This is a genomic window from Kordia algicida OT-1 (genome assembly GCF_000154725.1).
Lineage (GTDB): Bacteria > Bacteroidota > Bacteroidia > Flavobacteriales > Flavobacteriaceae > Kordia > Kordia algicida.
The window spans coordinates 4,763,797-4,778,904 of record NZ_DS544873.1 but is presented as its reverse complement, the minus strand read 5'-3'; the positions used below and the strand labels follow the sequence as shown (position 1 = coordinate 4,778,904).

The window sequence follows — 15,108 nt, the reverse complement described above, 5'->3', positions numbered from 1 at the left end:
GCTATTCACACTGCTGTGGATAGCTTTTCGCTTCAAATAAAAATAATCTCTCAAAAAAATCATGCTACGTTTATTTTACATATCTTTTTGAAATTATTTTATACGCCATGAAACAACTCATTTCAGAAATTTTTCAAATCTTTATCGGAATCGTTTTAGCAAGTCTCGGCTTAAAAATGTTTCTATTACCAAATGGATTTTTAGATGGTGGCGTTACTGGAATTGCCATTTTGCTAAGCGAACTTTTTGATATAAAAATGTCAATACTTTTACTCATTGTTAGTATTCCGTTTTTGATTTTAGCATGGTTTACACTTACGAAAAGAATCTTTATCAAATCAATTCTTTCCATCATCGGATTGGCAACTTTTATCTACTTTGAAAATTTTACAGCAGTTACAGACGACAAACTCCTGATTGCTATTTTTGGCGGATTATTTCTTGGTGCAGGAATCGGAATTACCATAAAAAACGGAGCTGTTCTTGACGGTTCTGAAATTCTCGGCATCTTTATCAATGAACGTTTGGGCATCAGCATTGGAAAAGTAATTCTAGGATTTAATGCCATACTTTTTGGAGCGACAGCTTTGCTCCTTTCTGTTGAAGTTGCTATGTATTCCATTTTGACATTTCTCGTCACAGCGAAAATAATTGATTTGATGATTGAAGGTTTTGAAGATTATGTCGGATTGATGATTGTCTCAGAACATTCTGCAGAAATAGAAGAAAAACTCAATAAAATTATCGGTGCTGGAACTACGTCTTACAAAGGCGCGCGTGGTTATGGAAAACGCGGTATTCAGGAAGAAAAAGATATCATTCACACCGTTATCAACCGAATTGACATTCGCCGAACGTACAATCTCATTGATAAAATTGACAAAAAAGCATTTATCATTGAATTTGATGTCAACAGAATTCAAGGTGGAATTCTTACTAAATATCTTACCAAAGAAGGAATTAAAAAACTGTCGCCTGCTTTGATTAGATCACAAGATTCAAACAAAGAAAAAGTAGTAAAAGGTACTAAAAAAGCAACCTCAAAAAAGTAATAAAATTAGCTTTCATCACGCTAAAGCGATGAAATACACTACATTTGCGCAAAATTAACACAGTTATGTCTACTTTTCAGGATTTTGACTTATCAAAACAATTGCATTATGCGATTGAAGATTTAGGTTTTACAACACCAACACCAATTCAGGAGCAATCATTCTCGGTAATTCGCGGCGGAAAAGATGTTGTAGGAATTGCGCAAACAGGAACAGGAAAAACGTTCGCGTATATGTTGCCGTTATTGCGCGATTTAAAATTCTCAAAACAAGTCAATCCGCGAATCTTAGTCTTAGTCCCAACGCGTGAATTGGTCATTCAAGTCGTAGAACAAATTGAATTATTTGCCAAATATATCAACGTACGCATTGTGGGTGTGTATGGCGGCGTAAACATGAACACACAAGCTCAAAGTTTGCAACAAGGCGCAGACATTGTCGTAGCAACTCCTGGACGTTTATATGATTTGGTATTGAGCAGAGCATTGCAACTCAAATCGATCAAAAAATTAGTGATTGATGAGGTTGATGTCATGTTGGATTTAGGATTCCGTTTTCAGATTACCAATATCTTTGAATTATTGCCTGAACAACGACAAAACATCATGTTTTCAGCAACAATGACCGATGATGTAAATTTATTAATTGACGATTTTTTCATTGCGCCACATAAAATTTCCATTGCGGTCAGCGGAACACCTTTAGATAATATTTCACAAACCTGTTACGCAGTTCAAAACTTTTACACGAAAGTAAACTTACTTACACATCTTTTAAAAGACAAAGAAATCTACAGCAAAGTGTTAGTATTTATCTCCAACAAACGTATTGCCGATCGGTTATTTGACTGTTTACAGAAAGATTTTGGCGAAGAAGTTGCGGTAATTCATTCCAACAAAACTCAAAACTACCGAATTCGTTCTATTGAAAATTTCAACACTGGCGAAAACCGAATTTTAGTCGCAACCGATGTCATGGCGCGCGGTTTGGATCTGGACATGATTACGCATGTATTCAACTTCAATACACCAAACTATCCAGAAAATTACATGCACCGCATTGGTCGTGCAGGTCGTGCAAAAGCCAAAGGAAACGCCGTTTTATTTTACACCAAAAAAGAACTCGAGTACAAAGAAGCAATTGAAAAGTTAATGAATTATGAAATTCCACAACTCGAATTTCCAGAAGAAGTCGAAATTTCTACACAATTGGCTCCCGAAGAACAAACCCGAATTCGCGAAGTCAACAATCCGTTAAAAACGGAAGGTTTGGAAAAAGGATTTCACGAAAAAAAGGAAAAGAACAAAAAAACCAATCAAGGTGGTTCGTATCGACGTGAAATTGCAAAAAAATACAAAAAGCCAAAAACACGGGGCGATAAAAATTTTAACCGTCGTAACAAAAAGAAACGAAAGTAAATCGTATCTTTTTCTCATGAAAAAATTTGTCTGCATCATCGCTCTACTCACTGTTAACTTTTGTTTTAGTCAATCACATCCTATCGATATCAAAAACAGAAAATGTCTAGAAAACACGATGCCTACGACACTTGGCGGTGTAAAATGTGAACATGCTGCAACGGCTTCTTGGAAAAAATTGATGGACAGCACTTTGCTACAATTAAAAGCAAATCCGAAACAATTGTCTGTGACTTTATTAGAAGCTTCTCAAAAAAAATGGCTTGAGTTTCAAAAATTTGATTTGGCATTTCGTGCTTCGTTTTACCATATTCAATATCAAGGCGGCACCATGACAATGGCAGCAACAGCTGCACATGAAAAACGCCAATTTCGTGAGCGTACGTTGTATTTATTGGAGTTATTAGAGCTTTTTCAAGAGGAGTAAGTAAAACGTCACTTGCCTATCAAATCACCATATGTAGCACAAAAACCTGTAGTTTCAGCAAACAGCTTCTATTTGTAGCAATAATTACTTATATTTGTAGTAACGTAGCTAATAAACCCAAACGTTATGCGAAATATACAGAAAAACATAAAACACTTACGATCGCTCAAAAGTTTCTCACAAGAACGCTTTGCCGAAACATTAGGTTGGTCACGTTCTATGGTTGGCTCGTATGAAGAAGGTCGTTCCGAACCGCCAATTGATCGCTTAATTGATTTGTCAGACCATTTTAAATTACCCATTGATATTTTAGTCAAAAACGATCTCACGCAAGCCAAAGACACTTCATTTATGCAAGTTGGAAACCAACGTTTGTTATTTCCGATTACGGTTGATGAAGATGACAACGAACTCATCGAAATCATTCCTACAAAAGCATCTGCGGGTTATTTGGCTGGTTACGCCGATCCTGAATACATTGAACAATTGGAAAAAATAAAGTTACCATTTTTGCCTACAGGAACACATCGTGCATTTCCCATAAAAGGCGATTCCATGTTGCCTGTAAAAGACGGTTCGTACATTGTGGCAAAATTTGTAGACGACATCAATGACGTAAAAGATGGTCGCACATACGTAGTACTCACCAAAAATGATGGTTTGGTGTACAAACGTGTTTCTAAACATTTTACAGGGCAAGGTTTATTACTAAGTAGCGATAATAAAGCATACGCGCCATTTCATGTGCAATTGGAAGATGTTTTGGAACTTTGGGAATTTACTTGTTGCATCAACACGCAAGAATATGATGAAAAAGAGCTAAAACTAAGCAGTATCATGGCAATGTTTCGCGAATTGCAAGTAGAATTGGAAGCTGTAAAAAGAATGTCGTAATCATGGCAAAAAATCCAACCTACACAATTATTGATGTTGAAACGACTGGACGTAGCAACAAAATCACCGAAATTTCTATCTTTAAATTTGATGGCGAAACGATTGTGGACGAATTCACGTCTTTGGTAAATCCGAATGTGCTGATTCCGACACATATTACCGCACTCACAGGAATTGACAACGCCATGGTTGCTGATGCGCCAACGTTTGCCGAAATTGCCAAAGAAGTACTCAGTATTACAAAAGACAGCATCTTTGTCGCGCACAATGTCAACTTTGATTACAACGTGATTCGCAATGAATTTAAAGCAATTGATTTAGACTTTCGTCGGAAGAAACTCTGTACGGTTCGTTTGTCGCGTGCATTAATTCCTGGATTTAAATCGTATAGTTTGGGGAAACTGTGCAAATCGCTAAACATTCATATTTCCGATCGACATCGCGCACGTGGTGATGCTGCCGCAACCGTAATTCTTTTTCAACTTTTATTGACGAAAGACGCTGCCGCAGAAACGTTTCAGAAATTCTTAAAACGAGAATCGAAAGAAGCGACTTTGCCTCCACATTTACCAAGTAAAATTTTTGACGATTTGCCTGCAAAACCTGGAATCTATTACTTTAAAGACAAAAAAGGGAAGATCATTTATGTCGGAAAGGCTAAAAATATTCAAAAACGAGTGTTGGGTCATTTTTACAACAAATCCAAGAAAGAACTCGATTTGTGTCGTGAAACGGCAGATATCGATTACGAATTATCAGGAAGCGAACTCATTGCATTGTTGATGGAAGATGCGGCGATAAAACATCATTATCCGCGCTACAATGTGGCTTCCAAACGCACACCAAAACGCTTTGCCATTTTTGAATATGCAGATCGTCGTGGCGTACGACATTTAGCGATTAATGATGCAAAAATCATTCAAGATCCTTTGATTGTTTTCTACAACATTCGCGATTGCAGAACCTATTTAGAACGTTTGTGCATGCAATTTGATTTGTGTCCAAAATACTGTCATTTGCAGGAAAATGTGAAAGAATGCTCACACTTTATGATTCAGTCCTGTCAAGGAATTTGCAAAAGTGAAGAAGCTATAGAAACCTATAACGAACGTGTACAACAAGCGATTGCACATAGCAAAGAATCTTCTCAGAATGTAGTCATCAAACAAAAAGGACGCAATACCAACGAAGAAGCCTTTGTTATGGTCAAAAACGGATTGTATCTCGGTTACGGTTTTATCGATCACGATTTGCAAATCAGTCATTCAGACAAACTCGAACATCATCTTATCAAACAAAAAGACAATGTAGATGTACAACGAATTTTGCGAAAGGTGTTGTTAGATGTGAATGTGAAGGCTGGTTTGGTTTTTTAAATTTTCTTTCTGAGAGATCATCTCATTCAATAATTACATTTTTGTTATATTTAATTCACTATTAAAAACCCATGTGCAAATTCGAAAACAACTTCTTATTATGTTCCTGTAGCGATGATTTAGAAAAAAGTGACATTGATTGGATTCTAAAAAGACACTCAAAGAAGCAACCAGTACAATCCCATAAAATAATTGGTCAGATTAACATTCCCGAAGAATTCAAACATTTTACCAATGAAGATTATGAAAGAATTTATGAAGAAGGCTTAAAATTAGCAGCACTTCACAAAGTCCGTAAAGCTGAATTGAAAAATACGTTCATCAATATTCAATTTGAACTAAATGATAGAAACTGTTTTGACAAAGATTTTACATTCCATGAAAATGATGTGTTGTCTATCCGACTAGACGCAGAAGCCAAAGTTTGGGCAGATTTTGTCTATAAAAATTCATTTTGGAAAATTTTTGAGATAAAAAGATTCGAATATGATTCAGTCAATAAAGGTAAAATTAAATGCATCTGATAAATGACCATTGTTGGTAAACAATATGATTACATAAAAAACTCCCAAAAACACTAAGTTTTAAGGAGTTTTTCTGAAATATTGTAAAATTGAGCTTAATTCGGTTTCTCAAAAATATGTATGGTATTTTTTAGTGAGATTCTAAATCAAGTTCAGAATGACGTTTTCTACTACAACGCATTATCCATAATATCCTGAACAACTTCCGGATTCAATAGCGTACTAATATCACCTAAGTTATCCGCATCTTTTCCAGCGATTTTTCGTAAAATACGTCGCATGATTTTTCCTGAACGCGTTTTTGGCAAACCTTGTGTAAATTGTACTTTGTCTAACTTTGCAATCGGTCCAATTTGTTCCGTAATAATCTGATTGATCTCTTTGCGAAGATTATCATGATTTCTACTTTCGCCTGTTTCTTTTAACGTTACGTAACCGTACAATGCATTTCCTTTTACATCATGTGGGAAACCTACAATTGCCGATTCCGCCACCGCAGGATGTTCGTTGATCGCATCTTCAATTGGCGCAGTTCCTAAATTATGACCTGAAACGATAATCACATCATCTACTCTACCCGTAATTCGGTAATAACCAACTTCATCGCGCAACGCTCCATCGCCTGTAAAATATTTGTTTTCGTATGCTGAAAAATACGTGTCTTTGTATCGCTGGTGATTTCCCCAAATAGTTCGTGCCATACTTGGCCAAGGAAACTTGATACATAATCGTCCATCTACTTGATTTCCTTTTATTTCCTTACCATTTTCGTCCATCAACGCAGGTTGAATTCCTATAAATGGTAAGGTTGCATACGTCGGTTTTGTTGGTGTTGCAAAAGCAATTGGCGTAATCATAATGCCGCCTGTTTCGGTTTGCCACCACGTATCTACAATTGGCGCTTTTCGCTTCCCAACGTTATCATCATACCAATGCCAAGCTTCTTCGTTGATTGGTTCGCCAACGGTTCCTAATACTTTTAACGATGATAAATCGTGCTTTTCTAAATGTTCTACACCTTCTTTTGCTAAGGCACGAATGGCAGTTGGTGCGGTGTAAAATTGATTCACTTTGTGCTTTTCTACAATTTCCCAGAAACGTCCAAAATCTGGATAACTTGGCACACCTTCAAACATTACCGTAGTTGCGCCATTACATAATGGTCCGTATACGATGTAACTGTGTCCGGTAATCCAACCAATATCTGCCGTACACCAATACACATCTTTTTCACGGTATTGGAAGACATTTTTAAATGTGTACGCACTATACACCATATAACCTGCGGTAGAATGTACCATTCCTTTTGGTTTTCCTGTAGAACCCGAAGTGTAGAGAATGAATAATGGGTCTTCGGCATTCATAATTTCAGGAACACAGTCGTGATAGGCTTCATCAAGCAAAGGTTGCAACCAATGATCGCGTCCTTCTTCCATGTGAATGTCAGAGTTGATTCTTTTGGCAACTAATACATTTTCTACACAATCACAATCTTTCAAAGCTTCGTCTACAATTCCTTTTAAATCGATGGTTTTTGCACCACGATACGATCCATCACTCGTAATTACCATTTTACAAGTTGCATCGTTAATTCGAGTTGATAATGCTGTGGAAGAAAATCCTGCAAAGACTACCGAATGAATTGCTCCAATTCGCGCGCACGCCAATACGGAAATCGCTAATTCGGGAATCATGGGTAAATAAATACATACACGATCGCCTTTTTGAATGCCTTGTTCTTTCAATACATTGGCAAAGCGACATACTTTGTCATGTAAATCACGATAGGAAATATGTTGTGCTTCTTCTTCCGGATTGTTCGGTTCAAAAATAATGGCAGTTTTGTCGCCTCGTGTATATAAATGACGATCAATACAATTTTCAGTGATGTTAAGTTGTGCGCCTTCAAACCATTTGACTTCTGGCTTGGTAAAATCCCAACTCAGTACATTGTCCCACTTTTTTCGCCAAAGGAAATGTTCTTCGGCAATTTCTTCCCAGAATACTTCAGGATTTCGGACAGATTTTCGGTATACTTGGTAATATTCTTCTAAGTGTTTTATATGGTAATTACTCATGGTTGTTTATTTTTTTATTTGTAAATGCCAATACGATGATCTTTGTAAATGGCTTGTATTTCATTAATTATGGTTACATCATCAATAGTTGATGGAATTTTATATTCGTTTTTATCGGCGATATTTCGCAGTAATTTACGTAGAATTTTTCCACTACGGGTTTTTGGCAATCGATTTACAATCAATACATCTTTGAATGATGCTACGGCGCCAATTTCTTGTCGTACTTCTTGTATGATTTCTTGTTGAATGTTGTTTTTTTCAAGGCTTTCTCCAGATTTTAAAATGACCAAACCAAGTGGCTTTTGTCCTTTTATTTCGCAATGCACACCAAATACTGCGCATTCCGCCACCGATTTGTGAGACGAAACAACTTCTTCCATTTCTGCAGTAGATAGTCGATGTCCTGCTACGTTGATGATATCGTCTACACGTCCGGTTATAAATACATATCCATCTTCATCTTTGTATCCGCCATCGCCAGAAAAATAATAGTTAGGAAAACGTTCTAGATATCCTTTTTGAAAGCGTTCTGGATTTCCCCAGAGATTTTGTAATGTTCCAGGAGGCAATGGTAATTTTGCAACGACATATCCTTCGCTATTTGCGGCTACGTTTTCGCCAGCTTCATTTACAATATGAATGTCATATCCGCACACGGGAAAACTTGCCGATCCAGCTTTTATCGGTTGTAATGCTACACCAACCATATTTGCTAACATTGGCCAACCGCTTTCCGTTTGCCACCAATGATCGATGACAGGAACATTGAGTTTTTCTTTTGTCCAATTGAGTGTGGCAACATCACAACGTTCACCTGCTAGGAATTGATATTTTAGACAAGACATGTCAAATTTTGCTAATAATTTTCCTTCTGGATCTTCTTTTTTGATCGCTCTAATAGCTGTTGGTGCCGTAAACATTACTTTTACTTTGTGTTCACTAATAACTCGCCAAAACGTAGAAGCATCAGGTGTTTTGATTGGTTTTCCTTCAAAAAGAATGGTTGTATTTCTATGCAATAAAGGTCCGTATACAATATAGCTGTGTCCTACTACCCAACCAACATCGCTTGCTGCCCAATACGTATCGCCTTCTTCAACGCCATATACATATTTCATTGAAAATTTTAATGCCGTTGCATAACCGCCTGTATCACGAATGATTCCTTTTGGTGTTCCTGTTGTTCCCGAAGTGTATAGTATGTATGATGGATGTGTTGCTTTTAGCGGAATTGCTTCTATAGAAAGTGCATTTTCAACTAGAGAAGTATAATCTACATCATACTTTTTTTGCGGAATTTCTACACCTAATTTTCTATCAAAAACAATGACATTTTCTGGTTTGTGCGTTGCTTTTTCAATTGCTTCATCTACAAAAGGTTTGTACGGAATGATTCGTTTAATTTCAATTCCATTCGATGCTGTAATGACTGCTTTCGGTTTGCAGTCATCAATACGAATAGCGAGTTCATGTGGCGCAAATCCACCAAAAACCACTGAATGGATAACGCCAATTCGCACACATGCCAACATTGCATAAATTGCTTGCGGAATCATGGGCATGTAAATGATACATGTATCGCCTTTTTGAAGTCCGAGTTGTTGCAGTCCGCCAGCTAATTTAGAGACTTCTTCACGCAATTCATAGAAGGTAATGTGCTGTTTTTTTTGAGTGACAGGCGAATCGTAGATGATTGCATTTTGATCGCCAAAACCATCGTGAATATGTTTGTCTATACACAGATAACTCAGATTGAGTTTACCATCTTCAAACCATTGATAATACTTGTTTTGATCTTTGGAAAGTATTGTTTTGGGTTTTGTATGCCAATCGAGTTGATTTGCTTGTTCTTGCCAAAAAACTTCGGGTTGTTCTATACTTTTTTGATAGAATTCTTGGTAGTTCATGACTTCGATTTTTTTGGATTGAATAAACCAAACCAGTTCGGATTGAGTACTTTAAGTTTTATTAAAACCCAAATTATGACTACAAAACATATGCCCATGACCAAAGAATTCATAGTACTTACAGTGGCTTCGGTTTCAAATTTAAACCTAAAAAAGAGTGTTACAATAGCGTAGATAGTTATGATAATATCTGATGCTAATGGGTTGATACGTAATTTCATGTCTTCGAAACTTTAATTAAATATTGTTTGTTTGCACACAAAACCAATACTTTTTTAAAAGACTTAGAAGACTGTTTCTAAGTAACTAATTCCAGAATTTCTGAAATTATTTTTTTTACTGAAAAAGGTTTTGTTAAATATTTATCTGCTCCAAGTTGTAATCCTTTTTCAATATCTGAAGCTTTATTTTTTGCAGTTAAAAACACAACTTTTGTATGTTGTAAACTGTCATTTTTTTTGATGTGTGTCAACGTTTGATATCCATCTACGTTTGGCATCATAATATCTAGTAAAACTACATCTGGTGTTTGATGTTGTAATATCTCTAATGCCTCACTTCCATCTCTGGCAATAAACACCTCAAATTGTTGCTTTTTAAAAGCATATTCGAGCGACATTACGATGTTTGGTTCATCGTCGACAATTAATATTTTCTTCATTGTTTTATAACTGACACCAATTTAGTCAAAAGGTAACGTAAAAACAAGTGTTGCACCATTTTTTACCGCTTTTTTTGCCCATATTTTTCCTCCGTGTTTTTCCACAATTTGTTTGGTGATAGCGAGTCCTAATCCGCTGCCTTGTGGTTTGATGGTATTTTGATGTTTTGATTGATAAAATTTATCAAAAATATAGTTGTGATCTTCTGCTGGAATTCCTTTTCCGTTATCTTTTACTGTTACTTCAACTTCTCCATTTCCTAGTTTAAAATCGATTGTAACTTCGCCTTTTTCTGTAGGACAGAATTTGATAGCGTTTGATAATAAGTTTGTCAATACTTGCAGAATGCGATCTTCATCATATTTTATAGTAATAGCATGTGCCGTTTTGTCGTTGATGGTTATATTTTTCTTGGAAGCAATTTGCTGAATGCTTGCTACTGCTTTTTTTATGGTTTTTTGAAGATCGTTGGTTTGTAAATCTAAATGCAAACGACCTGTTTCTAGTTTTTCAAAATCCAGAATATTATTGATGAGTCGCGCCAAACGATCAGAATCTTGCAGGATATTTTTTAGAAACTGATTTTTCATGTCTTTTGGCATGTCATCTTCATCATCCATCAATAATTCGGTTGCAGCACGAATTCCTGTAATTGGTGTTTTTAATTCGTGTGCGACAGTGTCTAAAAATTCATCTTTTTGTTTGTCTTTTGTAACAAGTTCTTCGTTGACATTTTTTAATTTGGAAGATAGTTGCGAGAGTTCTTCCGATTTTTCACGAAGCATTTTATTACTAACAATATTTTCTTTTGATTCTTCAAGTATTTTCAACACTTCCACCAAACTTATTTGTTCTTCTTTTACCACACTTGCAATGAGTATTTTTGCGGAAGCTCCACCAATACTACCTGTCAATAGTTTTTCTGAAAAGTTGATTAATCGCGCATCTGCCAATTGTGTGTTTGGCGATAAGTTATATTTTGTAAAAAAGATTTTTAACGCACGTGTCGCTTTTTTTTCTCCCAAAAAACGAACTAATACATTTTTAATATCTGCTACATACGCTTCTCCTTTCCATACTAATGCATTGTCTTGTAACGTGGTAAAGTTGCTACTATCTACATACATTTCAGCATAGTTTCGTTCGCGATAGTTTCCTTTAGTGGTTAGTGAAAATGTGAGATAACAAAGGATGTTAAAAGTTATGCTCCAAAAGAACGCGTGTGCTGGCGGACTTAAAAAGTCAATTCCAAACAATGCATGTGGTTTTAACCAAGTGATTCCGTTGAGTCCATATTGAATAAAATCGTTTGTTCCCGTATACGCTTGCAATACAAATGGTAATACTAATGTATATAATGTGATAAATGTTCCAACAATGATTCCAATAATTGCTGCTTTGGAAGCACCGCGATTCCAGAATAATCCGATAAAAAATGATGGTGCCAATTGTGAAATGATGACAAATGAAATTAATCCAATCGCATACAACGATAATTCTTTAGAGAAGGAAACATAAAAGAAATAGGCTCCAATAATGATGAGAAATATAGAAATTCTACGAATGTTTTTGATGTATTTTGAGTTTCGCTCTGGCTGATTTTTGATGAATTTATCTAAGAAACCATACGGAATGATTAGGTTGTTACTTACCATCGTAGATAATGCCAAAGTCGAAACAATCACCATAGAAATTACGGCTGAAAATCCTCCTAAAAATACCAAGGTTGCCAAAAACGAATTGCCATTTTCTAGCGGAAGTAATAAAGTGTAATATTCTGCATTTTGTGTGTTGCCAAAAGTGAGTTTTCCTGCCCAAGCGATAAAAATTACAAAGAAATTAAAGAGTAAAAGGTATAATGGAAATAGCCAAATTGCTTTTTTTAGATGTTTCTCACGATTATTTTCTAAAACGGATACTTGAAATTGTCTAGGCAAGAGAAAAATTGCAATAAACGCTAGTGCAATCATAAAAAACCAATCAAAACCATTTTCTACACTTCCAAGCGTAATTAATTGCTTGAAATTTTCCATATTGCTCATTTGGTTGTAAATATCGGAGGTTCCATCAAATAAGTAGAATGTAATGTACACCCCAATTATGAGGAAGAATACTAGCTTGATGACAGATTCAAAAGCAACAGATGCGATGATTCCTTTATGTTTTTCCGAAGCATCGGTATTTTGAGTCCCAAAAAAAGTGGCAAAAATTGCTAAAAGTAATGCTACATAAAACGTAGAATCGTCAAATACTGTTGTAGATACATAACTGGTTTCATCTGCCATAATTTCAAAGGTTTCCGAAACTGCTTTTAGCTGTAATGAAATGTATGGTAATGTTCCAAAAAGGCAAACAAGTGTGACCAATGCGCCCAAAAATCGGTTGTTTCCGTAACGCAAAGAAATGAAATCGGCAATGGAAGATATTTTATGTTGTTTGGAAATTCGAATGATTTTCCGCAGTACAATTATCCACAACGGTGCCGCAATAACTGGTCCGAGATATATTGGCAAGAAATTGATTCCGGAGTTTGCTGCAATTCCAATACTTCCATAATACGTCCATGCAGAACAATATACTGCTAATGAAAATGTATACACATACGGATTGTTTACCCATTTACTCTGCCGTTTTTTTTCTGCCAAAAACGCCACATAAAAGAGTACCGAAAGGTAACTAATGATGATAAAAACGAGCGTATAATTATTCATAATGACGTTTTAACACGATATATGAAATGATAATAGAAATCAACCAAATAGAAAAAATAGAAAAGTAAAATGTAGGAATTCCTAATAACGCACCTCCTTTGTTGAATGTTAACACAAAAGGAATATTGAATAACAATAACAACGCTATAGCTAATACTACTAATTTTTGCTCGTGCCGTTTTTTCATTTGACTGAATTGTTTACTATTTAAATTTAAGAAAAATCAACACTACCAAAAAGTAATGTTGATTTTTGAACTAACATCATTTAAATTAATGACTTGAAGCTTCTCCTGCTCCAGAAGGTATTCTGATATTTTCTACCATTTCTTGTACATCTTTTGGTGGTGCAGCAGTCATTCTTGAAACGACTACAGATACAATTACATTTACAATCATCGCAATTGTTCCAAAGCCTTCAGGAGATGTTCCAAACCACCATTCGCTTTTTGGTAATGGATCTAATACGCCAATTAATCCTGTTTTGTAACGAATCATATAGAAAAGCATCAATACGATTCCGACAACCATTCCAGCAATAGCACCTTCTTTGTTCATCCGTTTGTCAAAGATTCCCAAAATAATGGCTGGAAAAAATGATGCGGCTGCCAAACCAAATGCCAAGGCGACGACGGCGGCGACAAATCCTGGTGGATAAATTCCGAACAATCCTGCAATGATAATTGCAACTAAGATTGCGATACGCGCTGCTAATAATTCTCCTTTGTCTGAAATGTTTGGTTTTAATTGTTTTTTGATTAAATCGTGAGAGATAGAAGTTGAGATTACTAATAATAATCCTGCTGCGGTTGATAAAGCAGCTGCCAATCCACCTGCGGCAACCAATGCAATGACCCAGTTTGGAAGTTTAGCAATTTCTGGATTTGCCAATACCATAATGTCTCTGTCTACATACAATTCATTTTTTGCTGTACTTGCATTGGAAACTAAACGTTCTCCATGCGCGCCTCTTTCTGCTGTATATTCTGGTTTTTTCTTTGATAATGCATCTCCAGCAACATACTGAATTTTTCCATCGCCATTTTTATCTGCCCACGCAATGAGTCCTGTATTTTCCCAATTTTTAAACCATGCAGGAATTTCTTCGTATTCTTTTTCGCTTACAGTTTCTATCAAATTTGTTCTAGAAAATACTGCAATTGCTGGTGCTGTTGTGTATAGAATGGCAATAAATAATAATGCCAATCCAGCAGATTTACGAGCGTCTTTTACTTTTGGCACTGTGAAGAAACGTACAATTACATGTGGCAATCCTGCTGTTCCAACCATTAATGCTAAGGTAATTGCAAATACGTCCCAAGTAGATTTTGTTCCACTAGTATATTCGTTAAAACCGAGTTCCGTATGCAGTTTATCAAGTTTATCCAAGAGAAAACCGCCGGATTCTACTTCACCGCCCATTCCTATTTGTGGAATGATGTTTCCTGTCATTTGCATAGAGATAAAAAATGCTGGCACCATAAAAGCGAATATCAACACACAGTATTGTGCTACTTGTGTATATGTAATTCCTTTCATTCCGCCTAAAAAAGCAAAGATTAAAACTACTGTCATTCCTATGATGACACCTAAGTTGATATCTACTTGTAAAAATTGAGAAAATACAATTCCCACACCACGCATTTGTCCTGCAACATAGGTAAATGATACAATTAGCGCGCAGATTACAGCGACTGTTCTAGCAGTATTTGAGTAATATCGATCTCCAATAAAATCGGGCACCGTAAATTTTCCAAATTTTCGCAGATACGGTGCTAAGAGCAATGCTAATAATACATATCCGCCTGTCCATCCCATCAAAAATACAGAGCCATCATATCCCATAAAGGAGATCAACCCTGCCATACTGATAAAGGATGCGGCACTCATCCAATCGGCTGCTGTTGCCATTCCGTTTGCTAAAGGAGAAACGCCTCCGCCAGCAACGTAAAATTCTTTTGTTGAGCCTGCTCTAGCCCAAATTGCTATTCCGAAATATAGGGCAAAAGTTATCCCTACTAAGATCCAAGTCCACGTTTGTACACTCATAATAATTT

The 15,108-nt window shown here is 36.1% G+C and carries 13 protein-coding genes; 6 read left to right on the top strand and 7 right to left on the bottom strand.

Going from position 1 to position 15,108, the window contains the following annotated elements; all coding sequences use genetic code 11:
* Window positions 1-107: 107 nt before the first annotated feature.
* The 6 genes from KAOT1_RS20525 to KAOT1_RS20500 all read left to right on the top strand — a co-directional run bounded on the left by KAOT1_RS20525 (window position 108) and on the right by KAOT1_RS20500 (window position 5,691).
* The gene (locus KAOT1_RS20525) at window positions 108-1,052 is read left to right on the top strand and encodes a YitT family protein (protein ID WP_007096829.1); all 945 of its coding nucleotides are present in this window, start codon (window positions 108-110) and stop codon (window positions 1,050-1,052) included.
* Window positions 1,053-1,117: 65 nt separating this feature from the next.
* Window positions 1,118-2,470 (top strand): DEAD/DEAH box helicase, encoded by a 1,353-nt coding sequence (locus KAOT1_RS20520; protein WP_007096828.1) that lies wholly within the window; start codon window positions 1,118-1,120, stop codon window positions 2,468-2,470.
* 16 nt (window positions 2,471-2,486) lie between these two features.
* On the top strand, window positions 2,487-2,897 hold the full coding sequence (locus KAOT1_RS20515) for a lysozyme inhibitor LprI family protein (protein WP_040559748.1): 411 nt from the start codon (window positions 2,487-2,489) through the stop codon (window positions 2,895-2,897).
* Window positions 2,898-3,023: 126 nt separating this feature from the next.
* Window positions 3,024-3,791: an XRE family transcriptional regulator gene (locus KAOT1_RS20510; protein ID WP_007096826.1), complete on the top strand. Its 768-nt coding sequence runs from the start codon at window positions 3,024-3,026 to the stop codon at window positions 3,789-3,791.
* A gap of 2 nt (window positions 3,792-3,793) precedes the next feature.
* A complete protein-coding gene (locus tag KAOT1_RS20505) occupies window positions 3,794-5,167 on the top strand; it encodes an exonuclease domain-containing protein (protein WP_007096825.1) in 1,374 nt (457 codons plus the stop codon).
* A gap of 71 nt (window positions 5,168-5,238) precedes the next feature.
* Window positions 5,239-5,691: a hypothetical protein gene (locus KAOT1_RS20500; RefSeq protein WP_007096824.1), complete on the top strand. Its 453-nt coding sequence runs from the start codon at window positions 5,239-5,241 to the stop codon at window positions 5,689-5,691.
* A gap of 170 nt (window positions 5,692-5,861) precedes the next feature.
* On the opposite strand, the gene acs is transcribed toward KAOT1_RS20500, so the two are convergent.
* From acs to KAOT1_RS20465, 7 genes are all read right to left on the bottom strand, one after another.
* Window positions 5,862-7,769 carry an acetate--CoA ligase gene (gene acs, locus KAOT1_RS20495; RefSeq protein WP_007096823.1) on the bottom strand — a complete coding sequence of 636 codons (1,908 nt, stop codon included), beginning with the start codon at window positions 7,767-7,769 and terminating at the stop codon, window positions 5,862-5,864.
* Window positions 7,770-7,783: 14 nt separating this feature from the next.
* A complete protein-coding gene (locus KAOT1_RS20490; RefSeq protein ID WP_007096822.1) occupies window positions 7,784-9,679 on the bottom strand; it encodes an acetate--CoA ligase in 1,896 nt (631 codons plus the stop codon).
* Window positions 9,676-9,900: a hypothetical protein gene (locus KAOT1_RS20485; protein WP_007096821.1), complete on the bottom strand. Its 225-nt coding sequence runs from the start codon at window positions 9,898-9,900 to the stop codon at window positions 9,676-9,678. The genes KAOT1_RS20490 and KAOT1_RS20485 overlap by 4 nt, the downstream gene beginning before the upstream one ends.
* 77 nt (window positions 9,901-9,977) lie before the next feature.
* Window positions 9,978-10,340: a response regulator transcription factor gene (locus tag KAOT1_RS20480; protein ID WP_007096820.1), complete on the bottom strand. Its 363-nt coding sequence runs from the start codon at window positions 10,338-10,340 to the stop codon at window positions 9,978-9,980.
* 21 nt (window positions 10,341-10,361) lie between these two features.
* Complete coding sequence (locus tag KAOT1_RS20475) at window positions 10,362-13,052, bottom strand: ATP-binding protein (RefSeq protein ID WP_007096819.1); 2,691 nt, start codon at window positions 13,050-13,052, stop codon at window positions 10,362-10,364.
* On the bottom strand, window positions 13,045-13,239 hold the full coding sequence (locus KAOT1_RS20470; protein WP_007096818.1) for a hypothetical protein: 195 nt from the start codon (window positions 13,237-13,239) through the stop codon (window positions 13,045-13,047). Before KAOT1_RS20470 ends, KAOT1_RS20475 begins: the two co-directional genes overlap by 8 nt.
* A gap of 85 nt (window positions 13,240-13,324) precedes the next feature.
* Entirely contained in the window at window positions 13,325-15,100 is a 1,776-nt protein-coding gene (locus KAOT1_RS20465; RefSeq protein WP_007096817.1) for a sodium:solute symporter family protein, read from the bottom strand.
* Between the last annotated feature and the right edge of the window lie 8 nt (window positions 15,101-15,108).